This window comes from Mycoplana sp. ABR4_002 (genome assembly GCF_056159645.1).
On record NZ_JBSWVO010000001.1, the window covers coordinates 2,374,094 to 2,393,444 of the forward strand.

22 protein-coding genes are annotated in these 19,351 nt (G+C 65.6%); 12 read left to right on the forward strand and 10 right to left on the reverse strand.

What is annotated here, in order from left to right; genetic code table 11:
* Window positions 1-20 precede the first annotated feature (20 nt).
* Window positions 21-938 carry a LysR family transcriptional regulator gene (locus tag ACXAGF_RS11450; RefSeq protein WP_475017112.1) on the reverse strand — a complete coding sequence of 306 codons (918 nt, stop codon included), beginning with the start codon at window positions 936-938 and terminating at the stop codon, window positions 21-23.
* 115 nt (window positions 939-1,053) lie between these two features.
* On the opposite strand from ACXAGF_RS11450, the gene ACXAGF_RS11455 reads away from it, so the two are divergent.
* Window positions 1,054-1,260 carry a hypothetical protein gene (locus ACXAGF_RS11455; protein ID WP_475017114.1) on the forward strand — a complete coding sequence of 69 codons (207 nt, stop codon included), beginning with the start codon at window positions 1,054-1,056 and terminating at the stop codon, window positions 1,258-1,260.
* A 107-nt stretch (window positions 1,261-1,367) separates the two neighbouring features.
* Complete coding sequence (locus ACXAGF_RS11460; RefSeq protein WP_475017116.1) at window positions 1,368-1,595, forward strand: hypothetical protein; 228 nt, start codon at window positions 1,368-1,370, stop codon at window positions 1,593-1,595.
* A 117-nt stretch (window positions 1,596-1,712) separates the two neighbouring features.
* Here the strand turns inward: ACXAGF_RS11460 and ACXAGF_RS11465 are convergent, their stop codons facing one another.
* Window positions 1,713-2,315: a GNAT family N-acetyltransferase gene (locus ACXAGF_RS11465; RefSeq protein WP_475017118.1), complete on the reverse strand. Its 603-nt coding sequence runs from the start codon at window positions 2,313-2,315 to the stop codon at window positions 1,713-1,715.
* 290 nt (window positions 2,316-2,605) lie between these two features.
* Between ACXAGF_RS11465 and ACXAGF_RS11470 the strand changes: the two genes are divergently transcribed.
* Entirely contained in the window at window positions 2,606-3,619 is a 1,014-nt protein-coding gene (locus ACXAGF_RS11470; RefSeq protein ID WP_475017121.1) for a GlxA family transcriptional regulator, read from the forward strand.
* A gap of 65 nt (window positions 3,620-3,684) precedes the next feature.
* Here the strand turns inward: ACXAGF_RS11470 and ACXAGF_RS11475 are convergent, their stop codons facing one another.
* From ACXAGF_RS11475 to ACXAGF_RS11495, 5 genes are all read right to left on the reverse strand, one after another.
* Window positions 3,685-5,001 (reverse strand): GGDEF domain-containing response regulator, encoded by a 1,317-nt coding sequence (locus tag ACXAGF_RS11475; protein WP_475017123.1) that lies wholly within the window; start codon window positions 4,999-5,001, stop codon window positions 3,685-3,687.
* Window positions 5,002-5,121: 120 nt separating this feature from the next.
* Window positions 5,122-5,949, reverse strand: coding sequence for a response regulator (locus ACXAGF_RS11480; protein ID WP_475017125.1), 828 nt, complete (start codon window positions 5,947-5,949; stop codon window positions 5,122-5,124).
* A 231-nt stretch (window positions 5,950-6,180) separates the two neighbouring features.
* Window positions 6,181-6,444 carry a hypothetical protein gene (locus ACXAGF_RS11485; RefSeq protein ID WP_475017126.1) on the reverse strand — a complete coding sequence of 88 codons (264 nt, stop codon included), beginning with the start codon at window positions 6,442-6,444 and terminating at the stop codon, window positions 6,181-6,183.
* 122 nt (window positions 6,445-6,566) lie between these two features.
* A complete protein-coding gene (locus tag ACXAGF_RS11490) occupies window positions 6,567-9,062 on the reverse strand; it encodes a mechanosensitive ion channel family protein (protein ID WP_475017128.1) in 2,496 nt (831 codons plus the stop codon).
* 161 nt (window positions 9,063-9,223) lie between these two features.
* On the reverse strand, window positions 9,224-9,766 hold the full coding sequence (locus tag ACXAGF_RS11495; RefSeq protein ID WP_475019267.1) for a DUF924 family protein: 543 nt from the start codon (window positions 9,764-9,766) through the stop codon (window positions 9,224-9,226).
* Between the two features lie 181 nt (window positions 9,767-9,947).
* Between ACXAGF_RS11495 and ACXAGF_RS11500 the strand changes: the two genes are divergently transcribed.
* On the forward strand, window positions 9,948-10,439 hold the full coding sequence (locus ACXAGF_RS11500; protein ID WP_475017130.1) for a hypothetical protein: 492 nt from the start codon (window positions 9,948-9,950) through the stop codon (window positions 10,437-10,439).
* Window positions 10,440-10,457: 18 nt separating this feature from the next.
* Here the strand turns inward: ACXAGF_RS11500 and ACXAGF_RS11505 are convergent, their stop codons facing one another.
* Window positions 10,458-11,942 carry an MltF family protein gene (locus ACXAGF_RS11505; protein ID WP_475017132.1) on the reverse strand — a complete coding sequence of 495 codons (1,485 nt, stop codon included), beginning with the start codon at window positions 11,940-11,942 and terminating at the stop codon, window positions 10,458-10,460.
* A gap of 211 nt (window positions 11,943-12,153) precedes the next feature.
* Here ACXAGF_RS11505 and ACXAGF_RS11510 point away from each other — a divergent pair, with 211 nt between their 5' ends.
* From ACXAGF_RS11510 to ccoS, 8 genes are all read left to right on the forward strand, one after another.
* Window positions 12,154-12,582, forward strand: a complete 429-nt coding sequence (locus ACXAGF_RS11510) for an OsmC family protein (protein WP_475019268.1) — start codon at window positions 12,154-12,156, stop codon at window positions 12,580-12,582.
* A 267-nt stretch (window positions 12,583-12,849) separates the two neighbouring features.
* Window positions 12,850-14,508, forward strand: a complete 1,659-nt coding sequence (ccoN, locus tag ACXAGF_RS11515; RefSeq protein ID WP_475017134.1) for a cytochrome-c oxidase, cbb3-type subunit I — start codon at window positions 12,850-12,852, stop codon at window positions 14,506-14,508.
* A 3-nt stretch (window positions 14,509-14,511) separates the two neighbouring features.
* Window positions 14,512-15,243, forward strand: a complete 732-nt coding sequence (ccoO, locus tag ACXAGF_RS11520; RefSeq protein WP_475017136.1) for a cytochrome-c oxidase, cbb3-type subunit II — start codon at window positions 14,512-14,514, stop codon at window positions 15,241-15,243.
* A 4-nt stretch (window positions 15,244-15,247) separates the two neighbouring features.
* A complete protein-coding gene (locus ACXAGF_RS11525) occupies window positions 15,248-15,421 on the forward strand; it encodes a cbb3-type cytochrome oxidase subunit 3 (RefSeq protein WP_475017138.1) in 174 nt (57 codons plus the stop codon).
* Entirely contained in the window at window positions 15,412-16,314 is a 903-nt protein-coding gene (ccoP, locus tag ACXAGF_RS11530) for a cytochrome-c oxidase, cbb3-type subunit III (RefSeq protein WP_475017140.1), read from the forward strand. Before ACXAGF_RS11525 ends, ccoP begins: the two co-directional genes overlap by 10 nt.
* The gene (locus ACXAGF_RS11535) at window positions 16,311-16,502 is read left to right on the forward strand and encodes a hypothetical protein (RefSeq protein ID WP_475017142.1); all 192 of its coding nucleotides are present in this window, start codon (window positions 16,311-16,313) and stop codon (window positions 16,500-16,502) included. The genes ccoP and ACXAGF_RS11535 overlap by 4 nt, the downstream gene beginning before the upstream one ends.
* Before the next feature lie 40 nt (window positions 16,503-16,542).
* The gene (locus ACXAGF_RS11540; RefSeq protein ID WP_475017144.1) at window positions 16,543-17,331 is read left to right on the forward strand and encodes a DUF2189 domain-containing protein; all 789 of its coding nucleotides are present in this window, start codon (window positions 16,543-16,545) and stop codon (window positions 17,329-17,331) included.
* Between the two features lie 63 nt (window positions 17,332-17,394).
* Complete coding sequence (gene ccoS / locus ACXAGF_RS11545) at window positions 17,395-17,595, forward strand: cbb3-type cytochrome oxidase assembly protein CcoS (RefSeq protein ID WP_475017146.1); 201 nt, start codon at window positions 17,395-17,397, stop codon at window positions 17,593-17,595.
* 29 nt (window positions 17,596-17,624) lie between these two features.
* On the opposite strand, the gene ACXAGF_RS11550 is transcribed toward ccoS, so the two are convergent.
* Window positions 17,625-18,281 carry a methionine ABC transporter permease gene (locus ACXAGF_RS11550; RefSeq protein WP_475017148.1) on the reverse strand — a complete coding sequence of 219 codons (657 nt, stop codon included), beginning with the start codon at window positions 18,279-18,281 and terminating at the stop codon, window positions 17,625-17,627.
* The gene (locus ACXAGF_RS11555) at window positions 18,262-19,332 is read right to left on the reverse strand and encodes a methionine ABC transporter ATP-binding protein (RefSeq protein ID WP_475017150.1); all 1,071 of its coding nucleotides are present in this window, start codon (window positions 19,330-19,332) and stop codon (window positions 18,262-18,264) included. The genes ACXAGF_RS11550 and ACXAGF_RS11555 overlap by 20 nt, the downstream gene beginning before the upstream one ends.
* Window positions 19,333-19,351: the final 19 nt, after the last annotated feature.

Here is a 19,351-nt window from a genome sequence, read left to right on the forward strand (position 1 = left end):
CGGCCAAGGATCGGATGCCATCAGCAGGCGAGCGGCAGGACCTCCTTCGGGCTGCGCTCGAAGCGGGCGAAGGCGGCGCGGATGTGGTCTGCGACCGCAAGCGCCGTTGCTTCCGCGTCGTCGCTGACGACCATGCCGATGTTGTAGTGGCCCAGTTCCGGCAGCCCGTCCTTGACCCCGAGCGCGACCATGTCGTCCTGGACCAGGAACCGCGCCAGCGGCGCCACCGCCAGGTCGGCGCGGATCGCGGCGCGCTGGCCCATGTGGTGGGCGCAGAAATAGGCGACGCGGAACTCGCGTCCCGACTTGCTCAACTCCTCGAGCGCCCGCGCGCGCCAGATGCAGCCCTCCTCCCAGACCGAAACCGGGAGCGGATTCTTCAGGTGCGCCGTGCCGCACTTCTTGCCGGCCCACACGAGCTGCTCCTTCATCAGCACCTCGCCGGGCGCGGGCGTCGCGTTGTCGGTGGCATTGAAGATCGCCAGATCCAGCCGGCGCTCGGCCACTGCCCGACGCAGGTTGCTGCTCGTATCGATCGAGACGTTGACGGCGATCGAGGGAAAGGTGTCGGCGAACAGCCGAAGGACCTCCGGCAGGATCAGTTCGCCCACATCGTCGGGGGCGCCAAGGCGGACGATGCCGTTCATTTCCGGCATCATGAACCGCGACACCGCCTCGTTGCTGAGCGCAAGCAGCCGCCGCGCATAGGAAAGCAGCACCTCGCCATGGTGGGTGAGCACGACCGAGCGCGCGTCGCGCCGGAACATCGTGCAGCCGAGCAGTTCCTCCAGCTTCTTGATCTGCATGGAGACCGCCGACGGGGTCCGGTGCACCGTTTCGGCCGCCGTGGTGAAGTTGCCGGTCTCGGCGATCGCGACGAATGTCCGCAAAATGTCTAGTTCGAGAAGAGGAAGCGTCTGGCGCAGTATCAGGTTCATGGCTCCGTCCTCATTCAGAATATTTGATCCAATACGTCACTTCATTTCGTTTGATTGAATACCCATCCGGCGCGATAGTCAATCCATGGAAACCTGATCGGAAAGGATAAACGCCATGACCGCAGGAAATTCGCATATCAGCGCCGCATCGTTTGCCCTTCGCGCTGTCGGAAAGGGATTTGCGCTCACAATCAGGCAATATGTCGACACCCTCTCCGCCCGGCATCGCCGGCGCCGGGGGGAGCGCGAACTTGAAAACCTGTCGCCGGAACTGCAGCGCGACGTCGGCTGGCCGGGTCGCGCGATACATGACAAACACTGATGCCAGAGATCAATTATATTCGATTGATTGATGGATGTGGCCGCGACATTATCATCGCCAAGGGTCGCGACCTTTCGAAACCTCCCAAGCTCGAAAGGAACCTTGAAATGACCAGTCTCTCGCACTTCCACTTCGGATCGGCCGGGCGGACCGCTCGATCCGGCGGCTATGCTTCGACGTTCCGTGACCTTGCCGGCAGGGTCGCAAGCGCCTGGCGGCATCATCGCGACGAGTTCGAAATGGAAAACCTGCCCTTCGACCTGCGCAAGGACATCGGCTTTCCGTCCGTGGATGATGGGGCCGCACCGACGCTGAGCGTCAGGAAGGCTCGATGACGGCCTGCTGTTGTCCCGAACCTGCCATGACAGCTGATTGTTGACGCCAGGCCCGACTATTGACGGCCTGGCGTTTTGGTGTCGGTGACCGCGACGCCGGCTCGCGCGACAATCCCCTCACCCGCGAAGCAGCGGCACCTGTGGTGCGGCATCGGCCGGCAGCAGCCCGGCAAGCCGCGGGTCGTCGAACACCTCCACCATGCGTTCGAACGGAACGAAGCCTGAGCGCACGTAGAAGGCCAGCGCCTGCGGGCTGTCGAGGCTGCAGGTGTGCACCCAGAAGCGCGAAATCGGACGCGACCAGGCATGCTCGATCGCCCGGTTCATCAGCCACCGGCCAGCGCCCCGGCCGATGATCGCTTTCGACAGGCCGAAGAACGCGAGCTCGCACTGTCCCGGCTCGCGAAAGTCCAGCTCCAGCAGCCCCTGCGCACGGCCGTCCGCCATGACCGCACGAACCTCGACGCCCGGATCGTGGATGATGGCCGCAAGCGACTCGTCCGCCAGCGCCAGCCGCGAACTCCACAACCAGTCGGTCCCGATCAGGCGATAGAGCGCGCGATACCAATCGAGAGCTGGCCGCTCGACGCGTTCGAGCACCAGTCCGTCGACCCCGACGTCGCGCACCGCCGCTACCGGCGCCAGCATCTCGAGGCAGGTGACCGCCGCAACCAGCTTGCCCGGGGGCACTTTCGAATATCCGTCTGCGAGCATCCTCATCCCTTCGTCATCTCCGTTCGCGCCTCGCCGAGCCGTCCGTTCCCGGCAGCGGTCCGCGCCGGAAAATGGACGAACAATTCCTGTTGCACAAGCGTAAAGCAATCCGCGGCCATGTCGCAAATGTATTGCTGCCGCAGCCGCGGCACGCCAAACGGGCAAAAGTCTTGAGGAACAGAACCTGCGGGCAGCTTTACAGTCGCACCATTCCATGCAAATGTCGCAAATAGGAAAGCCACAGACCCCACCTTCAAGAGACGCTTGGGGCAATAAACACCAGAGCGGAACCCCCCATGAACAAGACAGCTGCGAAGAAGCGTTCGCTTGTGTTCTTCCTCGTGCCGAATTTCACCCTGCTGCCGCTATCGGCCGCGATCGAGACCCTGCGCATCGCCAATCGCATGCTCGGCTACGACGCCTACACGTGGCGGCTGGCTTCGGCCGACGGCCAGCAGGTGCAGTCCTCGAGCGGCATCGGCATCGAGGTCAATTCCTCGCTGGCGGACGAACGCAAGTTTCTCGGCGGCGAGAACCGGCCGTCGATGGTACTGGTCTGTTCGGGGGTCTATGTCGAGGACTTCTGCAACAAGTCGGTCAACGCCTGGCTGCGCGAGACCTACAACAGGGGCGTGGCCGTCGGATCGCTCTGTACCGGCGCGCATGTGCTGGCGCAGGCCGGGCTGCTGTCCGGCAAGCGCTGCGCCATCCACTGGGAAAACCTGCCGGGCTTCGCCGAGGCCTATCCCCAGGCCGAGGTCTATGCCGATCTCTACGAGATCGACAGCAACATCTACACCTGCGCCGGCGGCACGGCCTCGCTCGACATGATGCTGAACCTGATTGACCAGGACTTCGGCGAGAACCTGGTCAACCGCGTCTGCGAACAGGCGCTCACCGACCGGGTCCGTGGCCCGCACGACCGCCAGCGGCTGCCGCTGCGCGCGCGCCTGGGCGTGCAGAACGCCAAGGTGCTCTCGATCATCGAGCTGATGGAGAACAACCTGTCGGAGCCGCTGTCGCTGCTGGAAATCGCCGAGAGCGCGGACCTGTCCCGCCGGCAGATCGAGCGCCTGTTTCGCCAGGAGATGGGGCGTTCTCCCGCCCGCTACTATCTCGAGATCAGGCTCGACCGCGCGCGCCACCTGCTGGTGCAGTCGTCGATGCCTGTGGTTGAGGTGGCGGTCGCCTGCGGCTTTGTGTCGGCTTCGCATTTCTCGAAGTGCTACCGCGAACTCTACAACCGCTCGCCGCAGCAGGAGCGCGCCGATCGCAAGCTGACGCTGGCGGCCGCAGCCGCCGCCCGCTGAGAAGCAGCACGCGGCAGAGCGGGCCAGGCAAGAGACCGCCAGCGCCTTGGCGCCGGCCCGTCGCCTCAGCCCGCCAGTGCCCTCGGCAGCGACATTTCGGAAAAGACCTGGTTCCGGCCCGCGTGCTTGGCCATGTAGAGATACTGGTCGGCGGCGTTGACGTGGTTGTCGAACGCCTCCTGCCCCTCGATCGCTGCAATCCCCATGGATACGGTGATGGTCACGGGTTCGCCGTCGGCCTCGATCGGCGCCGCGGCCAGTTCGGCGCGCAGGGCGTCGCAGGTCGCCACCGATGCCGCCAGATCCAGCCCCGAGAACAGAATGCCGAACTCCTCGCCACCCAGCCGCGCCAGAAGATGCCGGTCGCCCAGCCGCGCCCGCAACTGGCGCGAGACCGCCTTGAGCACGCAGTCGCCGACCTCGTGCCCGTAGGTGTCGTTCAGCCGCTTGAAATGGTCGATGTCGACCAGCGCGATCGCCGCCTGCGCTCCGCGGCGCACGGCCTGATCAACCAGGCGCTTTCCGGCCACGAAGAAGTAGCGCCTGTTGTAGACTTCGGTCAGGTAGTCACGCGAGGCGAGCAGGTTCAGCGCCTGGAAGCGTTTCTGTGTCGACGCCAGCCGAAGCAGTCGGCAAGCCAGTTCCTCCGGGCAGCACGGCATGCGGATGCATTCGTCGCCGCCGGTTCGCAGGAACCGCAGGGCAGTGTCGTCGTCCCGCCCGCAAAGGCCAACGACGCGCACGCCGATATCGGAGTGGCGGCGGCGTATCTCGGACAACAGCAGCAGGCCGTCGCCATCGGCGTGATCGAGATCGATGACGACCACGTCGATGTCGCGCTGCGTGTCGAGCAGTTCCAGCACGCCCGCGCCATCGCATGCCGCCAGTGCCGTAAACCGGCGGCGGCGGAGCAGAGACACCAGCGAGTTTTCGGCCGGCGCGGCCTCGAGAACGAGGATACCGGCGCGGTTGCCGGCCAGCGTGCGGTCGACGGTCGAGACGATCTGCTGGATCCCGGCGGCACTGTCCTTGACGATAAGCGCCAGCACGTCCCGCGCCAGAACCCGCCTGCGCATCTCCTCGCCGAACGAGCCGGTAAAGACGATCGGCGGAATGTCGCATCGAAGCAGGTGGTCGAGCGCCTCGCAGTCCGCCGCCCCGGGCAGGGTGATATCGACGACAGCCAGCGCGTAGTTCGCCGCCTCGCCGTCGAGAACGCTGCGCAGGCTCGCCATGTCGGCACAGTGGGTGACCTGCACCCCGAGTTCCGACTCGAGCCGGAACCGGATCGCGGTCGAGAACATACGCGAGCCTTCCACCAGCAGGACGGACCGGCCGCAGTGGCGCAGGAACGCAGCCTCCCGCTGCGGGTCAAGATCCACGGCCGCGCCCTCTCCTGCATGTGGTTGCATTACGGTACCAGCATTACAACGACAGGGACTTACCAAGCGGTTAACCGCGGGCAACTATCTTACGCTACGTAAGGCCAAGGCGGAGAACGGTCAGGCGGCCTGCCTCGAGGTCGCCATCCTGATTTGCGTCAGCGTGTCGAGGTTCTGGTTGACCCGGCAATAGAACTCCTCGTCGATGAAGGGGCGCAGAATGAAGTCATTGCCGCCCGCCTTCAGGAACCGTGCCGACAGCAGGCGGTCGGTGGACGAGGACACGCCGATGATGCGCAACTGATGGGAGCCGACCGAGGCGCGGATGCGCCGGGTCAACTCGAAACCGTCGATGTCGGGCATGTTGTAGTCGGTCACCACCAGGCCGATGTCCGGATTGGCCTTGAGAACCGAGAGCGCGGCCGCCCCGCTGTCGGCGGTGCTGACGCGGAAATTGTAGCGCTTCAGGCGCGTGGTCAGCAGCGCGCGTGCCGTGGCGCTGTCGTCGACGATCAGGACGTGGTGCTGGTGGTTGGTCAGGAAGCGGCAGATCGATTCCGCCAGCATGTCGACCGCAAAGACGTTGTCCTTGATGATGTAGTCGACGATCTCCTTCGACAGCAGCTGGTCACGCGTCTGCTTCTGGAAGGAGCCGGTAAAGACGATCGTCGGGATACTGAGGTCGACCAGGTAGTTCAGCGCCTCGCCGTTTTCGGCACCCGGCAGATTGATGTTGGAGACCGCGAGCGTAATCGGATCGCTCGAGCGATCATAGGCTTCCTCCAGCTCCTGGAAATTGCGGCAGACCTCGACCGACAGGCCGAACAACTCCTTCAACCGTGCGCCGATCATCGAGGTGAAGACGTTGGAGTCTTCGGCCAGCAATATCCGATGATGGGACAGCGAGGCGCCGGAGTATTGCATGCCGGAGATACCGATGAATGACATTTCGTGCCTTCTGACGTGAGCGTTCTGCATGCTGGCACGTCGACGGCAGGTGTCGCGGAACTTGACAGCACCGGACCTGCGCATGGTCCTCTCCGAAGCGGTCATCCACCCTCAGCTAGAGGTAAGCGCGGACTGTTTGCGAAAGCGTTAAGCCTTCGCCCTGACAAACGGCGAAGGCGGCCGTGCGGCCGCCTTCTCGTTTCCAGGATCGGATGGGCGCAACGGACGGCGCTACTTGATGACGGCCGATCCGCCGGTGATCTCGATCGTCTCGTTACCGCTGAGGCCCACGCGGTCGCCGTTGGGCAGCGTGACGAAGCAGCCGGAGTCACAGACGGACTCGGTTTCGCCGGGCCCGAGCGCAAGCTCGGAGCGGTTGCCGTCCTCGACGATGGTGAGGACGATGGCCGCCCCTTCCTTGTTGGTGATCGATGCCGCATAGCCCGGCGCGACCGTGGCGGCCGAGAAAAGCAGCACTGCAAGCATTCGCGTCATATATGCCCGGCGCCTGGCGCCGCCCCTGTTGCAAACCCCGTGAGACCCTAGCCTCACTTCGATGGATTTGCATGTCTTTTATGACACCGCCTGTGAATGGGGCATGAATGCGGCATTCAGCCTCAACCGGTCTCCTCGATCTCCTCCTTGACCGGCCAAAGGTGAGGCTTGCCGGCAGCGGGCGACGACGGGTCGTCGCGCACCCCCGCCAGAATGGTGCTGATCATCCGGGCTCCTTCCGGATCGATCGTGATGGGAACGGTCGCGGCCGCCGGCCCGGTCAGCGGAATTCCCTCCTTCCGCAGCCGCTCCAGGATCGCCGTTCGCAGTTCCGTCCTCACGGAGACGGAATCGAGGACGTCGGCGACGAAGACCCGCAGTTCGAAATCGAGCGTCGTGGCGGTGAAGTTGACGAAGCTCACCGTCGGTTCGGGGTTGCGCAGCACCGGTTGCGTCGCGGCCACTTCCTGCAGCAGCGCGATGATGGCGCGCGGATCGTTGCCGGAATGCACGCTGACCGGCACCTCGATGCGCCCGAGCTTGTTGCGGTGCGTCCAGTTGCCGACCGTGCCGTTGATCAGGACGGAGTTCGGCACGATGATCGTCTGGCGTTGGAAGGTCTCGATTTCCGTCGCACGGACGGAGATGCGCTTGACGTAACCCTCGGTCGTGCCGGCGACGACCCAGTCGCCGACCTTGAAGGGCCGCTCGGCAAGCAGGATCAGGCCGGAGACGAAGTTCGACACGATGTTTTGCAGGCCGAAACCGATACCGAGCGAGAGGGCACCGGCCACCAGCGCGAGGCTGGAGAGGTCGATTCCGGCCGCCGAAATGCCGATCAGGCCGGCGAGCCCGACGCCGGCATAGCCGACCGCCGTCCGGACCGAGTTGCGTACGCCCGGATCAAGGTGGCTGCGCACCATGACGGTGCCGTCGAGCCAGCGCTGGAACCAGCGCGTCACCGTCAGCCCGAATGCGAAAAGGGCCAGCCCTGCGGCGATCCCGACGATCGAGATGGAGATGCTGCCGACCCTGATCTCGGTGAAGAGCTGGTAGGCCATGCTTTCGATGTCGCCGAACTGGAACCCCCAGGTCAGCAGGATGCCCGGCACGCCGAGCAGCATCACGATGAGATAGATGCCGAGGCTGGCGGCAAGCCCGGCCTGATCGAGCGCAACCTCGTTCATCTGGCGGCGCTCGGCCATTTGCTGGCCGAGATAGGTCCTGGCGAAGGCGCCCTGCACGCCGACAGCCCGGCCCGAGAGGATGCCGATATACATCGTCACCAGAATCGCACCGGTCACCACGATCTGCGTCGCAATGAACCGGGCGAGGCCGACATAGCCGACGAGGACCAGCGCGATCAGACCGAAGCCGGTGACCATGAGGGCCGTCGACACCGTCCTGGGCCATGGCCGCCCTTCGCCGGCCGGATCCTCGCCGCGCCTCAGCATCGGCCGGATGAAGGATATCGAGATCAGGATGAGACCGATCACGATCGAGGCAATCAGGCTCTTGGCGACGGTCAGGGCGACCGGCGACCCGAGGGCGACGCTGGCGGCACCGACGAAGTAGTCGAGCCCGTTGGCGAGCGCCATTGCGAAGATCGACCATTCGAGCCGCCTCGCCCCCTCGTTCGACACGTTGATCAGGCGCCACTTGGGCCGCTTCGGCGCCAGCACCGCCCGACCGAGCGCCGAGACAAAATAGAGGCCGACCGACACCGCCAGCAGCGTCGACACCATGGGGGAAATGTCCGGGCGCAGGACATTGAAGCTGTGGAGCAGGGAATAGCAGGCGCAGGCGAAGGCGGCGACCGCGAGCGTCGGGATGGTGGTCGCCCAGAACGCGACCATCAGCCGCGTGATGTAATGGGGCTCTTCGATGGCCTTGTTGCGCTGGATGAACGGTCCCGCGAGGCGATGCCCGACCGAATAGAGGAGCAGCCCGATCAGCAGCGACAGCGAGACGGCCGCCAGCAGCGATTCCCGCTTGAACGACCACACGAAGCGAAGCCAGCCGCCGACCGTGCGCTTGAAGTCCGCGCCCTCCTCCCCGACGGCGGCCAGCACGTCCTGGAACACCGAAGGATTGATGTCCATCCGGTTCAGCAGCGTCTCGGTAAAGAGCTTGCGCCGCATCTCGGTGACCTGGTTGGCAAGCTGCGTCGCCTCGATCGAGAGGCCTTCCGCGTCGCCGGTTACGGAATTGATCGCAGCCCGCTCGTCGGCAAGACGGGCGCGTTCTTCCCGGATCAGTTCCGATTCGGCCGGCTGCCCCTCGGCCGGCGGTGGTCCGAGCGCGTCGAGTCGCGCCTTGATCTCGTTGAAGCGATGGCGCGTGGAGACCGACGCGTCGAGCACCGAACGACCGAGCTGCTCCGCCTTGAGCTTGAGCTCGGCCAGCTTCGGATCATCCTCACTGGCGGCCTCGAACTGGTTGCGCAGCTCCGCCAGTTGCCGGCGGGCCTTGTCGAGCTTGTCGTTCGCCTCGGCAAGCGCATTTGCGGTGGCCGCGGGCTGGCTCGCCGGAGCTGGTTCCTGCGCCACCACCGCCACCGGGAGGAGCAACGTCAAGGCTACGAGAAGCATGAGAATGGCGTGTCTGAGCGTCGGCACGTACAACCCTGTCAAATCTTGGCGCGTGGCCCGGTCGGCGGAGATCATGCGTCGCCGCGAGACCGGAAGACAAGCGCATCTCCCCGCACGCTAGCGGTTGCGCACAGTGAATCGCGCGGCACGCTATTGTCAGACGGCGGCGAAGTGAAGGCAGCCCCGGATCAGAAGCCGGATCCGGGCAAGGCGAGGTAGTCCAGCTCCGCCGGCGTCGACGTCCGGCCGAGCAGATGGTTGCGATGCGGGAACCGGCCAAAGTCGCGGATGACGGCGTGGTGGCGCTGCGCGTAGTCGAGATAGGTCATTTCCCCCAACGCCCTGAAGAGGGCGACGGACCGATCCTGGTCGCCAATGTCCTCGGAATGCTCGAACGGCAGGTAGAAGAAGTGCCGGCGCTGGAAGGCAACCTTCGCGTCAGCGCCGGCCTCGAGCGCAAGCTTCGCCTCGCGCAGGGCGAGCCAGTCGGTGGCAAACGCGAGCGGCGAACCGCGATACATGTTGCGGGGGAATTGATCGAGCACGATGATCGCCGCCAGCCGTGCCTCTGGCGTCGCCCGCCAGGCATCGGGAACCTTTCGCGACAGCGCCAGGTGGGTCGCCGCGTAGCGCGTCCGAATGTGGGCGTCGAGCGTCGGCGGAGGGCTGAACCAATGCTCCGGCGCCAGCAGTTCGCACCAGAATTCGATCACCTCGGCCGGCTCCGCCATGTCGCCGTCCGCACGCACCGTCTCTTCCTTTTGCACCGAGCATCCCTCCCGTCTCAGCCGCCGCCGCCGTGGCCCGCCGCAGCTACAATCCCAACTGTAGCCGGCCCGCGTCACGCTCGAATTTACAAATGTCAATCTTGAGCATCTAATGCGCGCGCCGGCGCATCACAACATGGGAAACATGATCATGATTCTAGGCATGGCACCCTTCACCCTGTTTCACGTTGTCCTCAGTCTCATCGGCATCGTCGCCGGGCTCGCGGCGCTGCGCGGCTGGCTTGCCGCCGAACTCCGACCGGGCTGGACGGCGACCTTCCTGGCCACGACGCTGGGGACCACCATAACCGGCTTTCTGTTTCCAATCACGGCCATGACGCCCGCGATCGGGGTCGGGATCATCACCACCGCCTTTCTCCTGGTGGCGATCGCCGCACTCTATCTATTCCGCATCGAAGGCCGCTGGCGCGCGACCTTTCTGATCTGTTCCATCGCGGCGCTCTACTTCAATGTCTTCGTCCTCGTCGTGCAGGCCTTCCTGAAGGTCGAGGCTCTCAACGCCCTGGCGCCCAGCGGCACCGAGCCGCCCTTTGCCGTCACCCAGGGCATCGTGCTGCTCGCCTTCGTCACGGCGGGCTTCCTGTCGCTCAGGCGGTTTCGGCCGGTGTCCGGCTAGGACGGGAGTCGCGAGGCCTCAATCGCCGCCTGCGGCTGCCGGCTGCACGTCCGCGCCCAGGCCTTCCTTCGCTTCCGCGCGGTCCTCGGCCCGCTCCGACAGCATGGTGTAGGCGATGTAGTATTTGTAGATGTTGGCGACGTACTGCACCGTTTCCCGGCCGACGATCGAGGAGGCGCCGTTTTCGACGTTGCCGAACCAGACGTTCGCATCAAGCCCCAGTTCCTCAGCCTTCCTGCGGAACTTCCTGAGGTTGCCCGGACCGGCATTGTAGGCCGCGAAGGCGAACAGTTGCCGATCCTTCGCCGATGGCCCATCGTCGTCGATATAGGTCTCGATCAGGTGGCGCAGGTATTTCGCCCCCGCCTCGACATTGCGGTCCGCATCCTTTTCGATGCCGGTGATGCCGACCGCCTTGTCCTGTGCCGTCGATGGCAGCATCTGCATGATCCCGACCGCGCCCCGGGGGCTCCGGCGCTTCTGGTCCAGTTGCGACTCCTGGTAACCCTGCGCGGCAAGCATCAGGTAGTCGAAAGAATAGGTATCGGCGTGCCGGCGGAAGATCTCGACCAGGCGCTGGAACCGCTCGACGTCCTCCGGCGCATAGGCCCGTCGAACAATCTTGTCGCTCCTGTAGTAGCGGTTCCGCATGATGTTGCCGAACGTCGTCCCGACCTTGTGGTCGGCGATGAAGGCGTTGAGCTCGGTCCTGAGTTGCGGGCTGTCCTTACGGATCGCCCAGGCGATCCGCCCCTGGTCGGCAAGCACGATGTCGTCGCGAACAGTCAGGTCGGTGAACACTTTCGACCAGATCGTCGCCTTGTGCTCGTCGACGACCGCCCAGGGCAGCAGCCCCGCGTTGACCATCTCCATCAGGTCCTCGTCCTCGAGGTTTTCGTCGGCGGCGCCGATGATGATCTCGGCCTTGCCTTCCGCCTGCCGCTGCGCGTTCAGCGCCTGAAGGTGCTCGCGGTAGCTGCTGGTCTGGCGGACGTCGATCCGCTGCCCGCCGAGGTCGTCGATCGTGGCAATGGAAGGGGCGGCCGGACCCGTGACCAGGATTTCCTTTGCCGCGCTGAAGAGGGGGTCGGTGAAATCGACCTGCCCGAGCCGTTCGTCGGTGATCGTCATGTTGGCCATCACGATGTCGCCATAGCCCTCGGCGAGCGCGCCGAGCAGGTGATCGCGCGGGGTCGGCAGGAAGACGACCCGGACGCGTTCGATCTCCTTCTTCGTCCCCTTGTTGATCTTCTCTTCCAGCGCCCGGCCGAATTCGACCGCAGTGCCGAGTTCCCGACCCTGATCGACGAAATAGATGGTCTTGCTGAACGGCACGAGCACCCGGATGATCCGCCGCTCCTTCATGGCGTCGAGATCGATGACGTGCCTTTCGGTGATGGCCGGCAATGTTGCCTCATCGGCGAACACCGCTCCGGCACTGGCGACAACGGCCCACAAGCCGACAATCAACGCGCGCAAGCTGCGGACGAACCCCTGCGTCATGACCCTGCCCTCTGTTGCAACGGACAATCATACGACAGTCTGCGTACCACGGGATAGTGCTGTCTGCGCCTCAAGCCGCAGGAACACCGGCGCGGGAAGCGCCGCCACCGAGAGAACGCGCCGGCCGTCCAGATAAACCTTAGCGTGCCTTGCCGATGACGGGGCACGCCGCTATTTCTGGTGGCGTTCAGGCATGAGGGGCGGGCAGACGATGGGCGATGCGAAGATCAGGACCAGGCCGACCGGCGCCACCGCGACCCTCGGCCGAACCGGCTTCCCGACCATCACCTCGGCGACCGGCGGTCGTCTCGACATCGTCACGGGGCCCTCGCAACCGGGCTTCAATCCGCTGGACCTGCTCTATGCCTCTCTTGCCGCCTGCCTGACGATGAGTGCGCGCATCGCCGCCAGCCAGATGGGGGTCATCGAAAACATCACCGAAATCACGGTCGTCGTAACCGGCGAGAAGGCGAAAGAGGGCCTTTCCCGCGTGAAGGAGTTCGCCATTGCCTTCACTATCCGCGGCGATATCGACGCTTCCACGCGAGAGGCGATCGCCCACGCCGCCGAGGGCGAGATCTGCACCGTCAGCAACACGATCAGCGGCAATCCGGCATTCGTCATGACGGTGTCGGGCTAGTCCGTCAGACTACCGGCAGAAGGCGCACGCAACCGTCCGGGCCGGCCGCGCTTGGACTTCCTTTATTGCAACCATAGATTTAGTCAAAGATCAGAATGAGCGTGAAACCAATTGCCGAACAGCGGAAATCGTGCAACCATCAGTGTGCTAGCGCCGACTGCGGAGCAGCTTGCTACCCATGGCGGGGGAAGTTGAGCGGTCGGCGAAAAACAGCACAATTCCCGGTGGTCCATACGACACGGTTCGGCCTTTGAGGGGGATGTGGGCATGGTTGGACAACTGACGGCATTGGAGCGCGTATTTGCCGCGATGATGCTGGTGTCGGTCATCTGCGTCGGGATCGTCATGGCCGTGGCCGGCAGGGGCGACGACCTCGGCGTCCACGGCTGGGTCGTCGCGATCTTCGGCCTCGTGGTGATGGTTCTGTTTCTACGCGGCGTCGACTCCCCGGAGCCCGGGAAAGAACGTTTCAGCGAATACTACGACGACCCGACGAAGGTCGGCATCGTGCTGGCGCTGGTCTGGGGCGTCGTCGGCATGTTCGTCGGCGTCTGGGCGGCCGCGCTCATGGCCTGGCCGAACCTGACCATCGACGCCGCCTGGGCGAGTTTCGGCAGGCTCCGGCCGCTCCACACCAGCGGCGTCATCTTCGGCTTCGGCGGCAATGCGCTGATCGCGACCTCGTTCCACGTGCTGCAGCGCACGACGCGGGCGCGGCTGCCGGGGCAGTTGAGCCCCTGGTTCGTGCTGATCGGCTACAACCTCTTCTGCGTTATCGCCGCGACCGGTTACCTGATGGGCGTCACTCAGTCGAAGGAGTATGCCGAGCCGGAGTGGTATGCAGACCTCTGGCTGGTGGTCGTCTGGCTCGTCTACTTCGCGATCTACCTGCAAACGCTGGCGCGACGCCGCGAGCCGCACATCTACGTCGCCAACTGGTACTACATGGCCTTCATCCTCGTCGTCGCCATGCTGCACATCATCAACAACCTGGCCGTGCCGGTCTCCTTCAGCCAGGCCAAGAGCTACTCGCTGTTCTCCGGCGTCCAGGATGCAATGACGCAATGGTGGTACGGGCACAATGCCGTCGCCTTCTTCCTGACGGCCGGCTTTCTCGGCATGCTCTACTATTACCTGCCCAAGCGGGCCGGGCGGCCGATCTACTCCTACCGCATGTCGATCATCAGCTTCTGGGGCATCACCTTCCTGTACATGTGGGCCGGCTCGCACCACCTGCATTACACCGCCCTGCCCCACTGGGTGCAGACCCTCGGCATGGTGTTCTCGCTGGTGCTGCTCGTGCCGTCCTGGGCCTCGGCGGGCAACGCGCTGCTGACGCTGAACGGCGCCTGGCACAAGGTCCGGGACGACGCGGTTCTGCGCTTCATGATGCTGGCGGCGATCTTCTACGGCATTGCCACCTTCGAGGGCTCGTTCATGGCGATCCGGTCCGTCAACTCGCTGTCGCACTACACCGACTGGACGGTCGGCCACGTGCATGCCGGCGCCCTTGGCTGGGTGGCGATGATCACCTTCGGCTCGCTCTACGCGCTCGTCCCCTGGATGTGGAAGCGCCAGGCGCTCTATTCGGCAAGGCTGGTCGAGGTCCATTTCTGGCTCGCCCTCGCCGGCACCATCGTCTACGTCTTCTCCTTGTGGAATGCCGGCATCACGCAGGGCCTGATGTGGCGCACCTATGACGGCAACGGCACGCTCGCCTACTCCTTCGTCGACACGCTGGTCGCCATGTATCCCTACTACATCGCCCGTGCCATCGGTGGCCTGCTGTTCCTGATCGGCACCGTCGTGGCCTTCTACAACATCTGGATGACGATCCGCCTGCCCGCGCCGGCCGGCGAGGGAACCGCCGCCGACCTGCCGCTGGAACCGCCCGCGCCGAAGGCCTGGGCCGAGGCCGGGGAGTAACCGATGTTCAACTTCCACTACCGTCTCGAGCGCAACGCCATCGGCCTCGTCCTTGCCATCATCGGCGTCGCCGCCATCGGCGGCCTGGTCGAGATTGCCCCGCTCTTCACCATCGACGAGACCGTCGAGGAGGCACCGGACATGCGGGTCTACACCCCGCTGGAACTGGCGGGGCGCAACATCTACATGCGCGAAGGCTGCTATGCCTGCCACTCGCAGATGATCCGCACGTTGCGCGACGAGGTCGACCGGTTCGGGCCCTATTCGCTGGCGGTCGAGTCCAAGTACGATCACCCGATGCTGTGGGGCTCGAAGCGGACCGGCCCGGACATCGCCCGCGTCGGCGGCAAATACTCGAACGAATGGCACGTCGCGCATCTCTACAATCCGCGCGATCTGGTGCCGGAATCGAACATGCCGGCCTACCGCTGGCTGCTGCGCAATGCACTCGACACCCGCGACCTCGGCGCGCACCTGGCCGCGCTGCGCGCGGTCGGCGTGCCGTATACCGACGAGATGATCGCCAACGCGACGGCCGACGCCTACGGCCAGGCGGCACCGGACAGCGACGCCGCCTCGGGCGTTGCCGAACGTTACGGCGAGGCCACCAATGTCAGCCTGTTCGACGGCAAGGCGGAAACGCTGACGGAAATGGACGCCGTCGTCGCCTACCTGCAGATTCTCGGCCGCCTCACCGATGTCGCCTACCGGGCCGAACAGGCCAAGGTGGAGTAACGCCATGACCCTGGACCACGACACCCTCGTCGCCTTCGCCAAGTCGTTCGGGCTGTTCTACCTGGTCGCCATGTCGATCGGCGTGGTGGTCTACGCCTACTGGCCCAGGAACAAGGCGCGGTTCGACCACGCGGCGAACTCGATCATCTCCGACGACGAGGACCGGCCATGCCAGTAGGCGAGCGCGACCCGATCACCGGTCACATGACCACCGGCCACGAGTGGAACGGCATCAAGGAACTGCACACGCCGGTGCCGAAGCCGGTCTGGTTCTTCCTGATCGCCTTCACACTGTTCGGCCTTGTCTACACGCTGTTCATGCCGAGTTGGCCCTACGGCACCGGCTACTTCAGGGGCTGGCTGGGGGCCGACCAGAAGGCGACCGTCGCAAGGCACCTCGAGCAGGGCGCGGCCGACCGCGCCGACTGGGTGGCCCGCATCGAGACGGAAGACTACGCTGCGATCCTCGCCGACCCCGAACTAATGGGGGGCGTGCGCGAAACCGGCCATACGCTGTTTGGCGACAACTGCGCCGCCTGCCACGGCATCGGCGGGTCTGGCAACAGGGGCTATCCGAACATCGCGGCCGCACCGATGCTGTGGGGAGACGACCCGGAGACGATCGCCGAGACGATCCGCGTCGGCATCAACGGCGCCGACCCTGACACCCGCGTTGCCGAAATGCTCGCCTTCGGCCGCGACCAGATCCTGGACCGCCCTTCCATCCTGAAGCTCGTGAGCTATGTGCGCTCGCTCTCGGGGCTGGAGGAACCGACCGAGGCCAATGCCGCAGACCTTGACGCGGCCCGCGGCCTCTTCGTCGACAACTGCGCCGCCTGCCACGGCGACGACGCCACAGGCAAGGCCGATCTGGGCGCCCCTGACCTGACCGACCGCCACTGGATCTACGGCTCCGATCGCGACGCGATCTACCGGACCATTCACAGCGGCCGGAAGGGACAGATGCCGAGCTGGGGCCTACGGCTGTCGCCGTTGGACATCAAGATACTGACGCTCTACGTCACCGACCTCAGGGAGCAGCAACGTGCGGCCGGCGCGAGCGGAACATGATGGCGACCGGGGGCATGCGCGGACGCATGCTCGCGCTGCTGCTGGCGGGCGCGACGGTGGCGCTGCTGGCGCTGGCCAACGCCCATCTGGTCTACGTCTCGCTTTCGTCCCAACCGGACTGCGTGCCGCATCTCAAAACGGAATCGGGCGAGCCCGACACATACCGCGCAGCGCGGTCTTCCTGCTGAAAACATGCAGCGCATCAAAGGGTTACAGGAGGATCTACACATGAGAATGCCAGAGACCGTCCCTCCGCTGCCCAAGGCGGTCGACCGCAACCGCCACTTGCCGGCGAGCCGGGCGCTGGACTGGCTCGCACAGGGCTGGCGCGATCTGTGGACCGTGCCGCTGCCGAGCCTGCTCTATGGCTTCGGCGTCGCCGCAGCGTCGATCATCATCGTCGGTGGCCTCTATTCGTTCGGCTTCGACTACGCGCTGTTCCCGGCCCTGTCGGGCTTTCTCGTCGTCGGCCCGGTGCTCGCCGCCGGCCTCTACGAGAAGAGCCGCCGCCTCGAGGAGGGCTTGCCGGTCTCGCTCGCGGCGATGATCCGGCCCAAGCCCGGGACCGGCCAGCACGTGCTGTTCGTCGGCGCCGTGCTCTGCGGGCTGATGCTGTTGTGGATGCGCGCGGCCGTCATCCTCTATGCGCTGTTTGCCGGCTGGCAGCCGTTCCTGGGTCTGGCCCAGATCGTGCCGATACTGTTCGGCACGGCGGCGGGCTGGGCGCTGCTCATCGTGGGCTCGGCGGTCGGCGCGCTCTTCGCCGCCTTCGCCTTCGCCATCAGCGTGTTCGGCGTACCGATGGTCGTCGACCGGGACGTCGACGCCTTCACCGCGATGGGCACCAGCATCTCGCTCACCTGGAACAACCTGCCGGTGATGATCGCCTGGGGCTTTATCGTCATGGTGCTGACGGTGGCGAGCCTTCTGACCGGCATGCTCGGTTTCATCGTCACCTTCCCTTTGCTCGGCCATGCCACCTGGCACGCCTACCAGGCGATCAAGGATCCGGCTTGAGCCGCCGGCGCGGCCTCGGGTCGCCAGCCCCCGCGCCGCCCTCGACCGAGGCGAGGAAATGACATGAGCGTTCTCGCCTTCCTGATCCCCCTGTCCCTGGTCCTCGGCGCGGGCGCCCTCGCTCTGTTTCTCTGGTCGCTGCGCAGCGGCCAGTACGAGGACCTCGACGGAGCCGCCGAGCGCATTCTCTACGACGAGGACCGGCCGCTGCCGCCGACGGCGGCCGACGCCGCAGGCGCAAGGCCCCCGGCCCCGCCGCCGTAGCCGGTCCGCCCAGGCCGTCGGCTATTGCGTCAGCCCTTGTGGTCGAGTTGGGCGACCAGCCGGTCGCCGGCCCACTGGATGGCGCAGACGAGCAGGATCAGCACGGCGACCACCGCCACCATCACAGTCGTTTCGAAACGCTGGTAGCCGTAGCGGATGGCGAGATCGCCGAGCCCGCCTGCGCCGATCGCGCCCGCCATCGCCGACGCCCCGATCAGCGTGATCAGCGTCACCGTGAAGCCGGCGACGAGGCTCGGCAGCGCCTCGGGCACGAGCACCTCGCGTACGATCGTCCAGCGGTTGCCGCCCATGGCCCGCACGGCCTCGATCAGGCCGCGGTCGACCTCGCGCAGCGACACTTCGGCCATGCGCGCGTAGTAGGGGGTGGCCGCGATCGAAAGCGGCACGATCGCCGCCCACATGCCGATCGAGGTGCCGACGATGAAGCGCGTCACCGGGATGAGCGCCACCAGCAGGATGATGAACGGCACGGAGCGGAAGCCGTTGACGATCGCCCCGAGGATGCGGTTGACCCACAGGTTTTCCGCGATCCCGCCCCTTGCGGTGGCGACGAGCGCGAGGCCGAGCGGCAGGCCGGCCACGAGCGAGATGAACCCGGACGCGACCGTCATGACGACCGTTTCCCAGAACGAACGGATGAACAGCTCAAGCATGACCGGCGACATGGCCGAGGACCTCCACTTTGGCGCCGTGGCGCTCGAGATAGGCGATCGCCTGCGCGGCCCCTTCGGGCACGCCGATGAAGAAGCGGGCGACCGACTGCTGCTGGATGTGATCGATGCCGCCATGAATCAGCCGGAAGCCGCCCGGCAGAACCGCCGACAGGCCCGCGAGCAGGTATCCGGCGTCCGGGCCCGACAGGTCGACGCCGAGGATCGCCTCGCCGACCGGCTCGCCGGCCAGCTTGCCCGCCAGGTGTGACGGCAGCCTGGGCCGGATGCCGGAAAGCAGGTTGCGGGTGGTTTCGGTGTGCGGATTGGCAAAGACCGACCAGACCGGCCCCTCCTCGACGATGCGCCCGGCATCGATGACGGCGACCCGGTCGGCGATCGTGCGGATGACCTCCATCTCATGGGTGATCAGCAGGATGGTGAGCCCGAGCTGGCTGTTGATGTCCTTCAGCAGTTCGAGGATGGAGGCGGTCGTCTCCGGGTCGAGCGCCGAGGTCGCCTCGTCCGACAGCAGCAGCGCCGGGCTCGCGGCAAGCGCGCGGGCGATGCCGACGCGCTGCTTCTGGCCGCCGGACAGGGATGCCGGATGGCTCTTCGCCTTGCCGGCAAGGCCGACGAGATCGAGCAGTTCGGCCGCACGCGCCAGCCGCTTCTCCTTCGCCCAGCCCTCGATCTTCAGCGGCAGGGCGACGTTGTCCTCGACCGTCTTGGCCGACAGCAGGTTGAAGTGCTGGAAGATCATGCCGATCCGCCGGCGAACCGGCTGCAGTTGTTCCTCGCTCAGGCCGGTGATCTCGCGGCCCTCGATCTGGATCGAGCCGCTGTCGGGGCGCTCCAGCCCGTTGAGGCACCGGATCAGGGTGGACTTGCCGGCGCCGCTGCGGCCGATCAGGCCGAGGATCTCGCCCTTGCGCACCGTCAGCGATATGCCGTCGATCGCCGCCGTGTCGCCGAAATGGCGCTGCACGCCTGACAGGCGCACGACGGCCTCGCGCGCAGCCTGCGCGCCTGCCGGCTCGGCACCGGCATCAGATTGGGAGGTCATGGGTCTTTCCTTTCCGCCA

Bases quoted from the DNA above. Each gene is read 5' to 3' on its own strand.
- ACXAGF_RS11555 (WP_475017150.1), bottom strand. From the start codon at position 19,332: ATGACCTCCCAATCTGATGCCGGTGCCGAGCCGGCAGGCGCGCAGGCT.
- ACXAGF_RS11485 (WP_475017126.1), bottom strand. From the start codon at position 6,444: ATGACGCGAATGCTTGCAGTGCTGCTTTTCTCGGCCGCCACGGTCGCG.
- ccoN (WP_475017134.1), top strand. From the start codon at position 12,850: ATGGTTGGACAACTGACGGCATTGGAGCGCGTATTTGCCGCGATGATG.
- ACXAGF_RS11465 (WP_475017118.1), bottom strand. From the start codon at position 2,315: ATGAGGATGCTCGCAGACGGATATTCGAAAGTGCCCCCGGGCAAGCTG.
- ACXAGF_RS11495 (WP_475019267.1), bottom strand. From the start codon at position 9,766: ATGGCGGAGCCGGCCGAGGTGATCGAATTCTGGTGCGAACTGCTGGCG.
- ACXAGF_RS11480 (WP_475017125.1), bottom strand. From the start codon at position 5,949: ATGTCATTCATCGGTATCTCCGGCATGCAATACTCCGGCGCCTCGCTG.
- ACXAGF_RS11455 (WP_475017114.1), top strand. From the start codon at position 1,054: ATGACCGCAGGAAATTCGCATATCAGCGCCGCATCGTTTGCCCTTCGC.
- ACXAGF_RS11450 (WP_475017112.1), bottom strand. From the start codon at position 938: ATGAACCTGATACTGCGCCAGACGCTTCCTCTTCTCGAACTAGACATT.
- ACXAGF_RS11470 (WP_475017121.1), top strand. From the start codon at position 2,606: ATGAACAAGACAGCTGCGAAGAAGCGTTCGCTTGTGTTCTTCCTCGTG.
- ccoS (WP_475017146.1), top strand. From the start codon at position 17,395: ATGAGCGTTCTCGCCTTCCTGATCCCCCTGTCCCTGGTCCTCGGCGCG.
- ccoO (WP_475017136.1), top strand. From the start codon at position 14,512: ATGTTCAACTTCCACTACCGTCTCGAGCGCAACGCCATCGGCCTCGTC.
- ccoP (WP_475017140.1), top strand. From the start codon at position 15,412: ATGCCAGTAGGCGAGCGCGACCCGATCACCGGTCACATGACCACCGGC.
- ACXAGF_RS11510 (WP_475019268.1), top strand. From the start codon at position 12,154: ATGGGCGATGCGAAGATCAGGACCAGGCCGACCGGCGCCACCGCGACC.
- ACXAGF_RS11535 (WP_475017142.1), top strand. From the start codon at position 16,311: ATGATGGCGACCGGGGGCATGCGCGGACGCATGCTCGCGCTGCTGCTG.
- ACXAGF_RS11505 (WP_475017132.1), bottom strand. From the start codon at position 11,942: ATGACGCAGGGGTTCGTCCGCAGCTTGCGCGCGTTGATTGTCGGCTTG.
- ACXAGF_RS11550 (WP_475017148.1), bottom strand. From the start codon at position 18,281: ATGTCGCCGGTCATGCTTGAGCTGTTCATCCGTTCGTTCTGGGAAACG.
- ACXAGF_RS11540 (WP_475017144.1), top strand. From the start codon at position 16,543: ATGAGAATGCCAGAGACCGTCCCTCCGCTGCCCAAGGCGGTCGACCGC.
- ACXAGF_RS11525 (WP_475017138.1), top strand. From the start codon at position 15,248: ATGACCCTGGACCACGACACCCTCGTCGCCTTCGCCAAGTCGTTCGGG.
- ACXAGF_RS11460 (WP_475017116.1), top strand. From the start codon at position 1,368: ATGACCAGTCTCTCGCACTTCCACTTCGGATCGGCCGGGCGGACCGCT.
- ACXAGF_RS11500 (WP_475017130.1), top strand. From the start codon at position 9,948: ATGATCATGATTCTAGGCATGGCACCCTTCACCCTGTTTCACGTTGTC.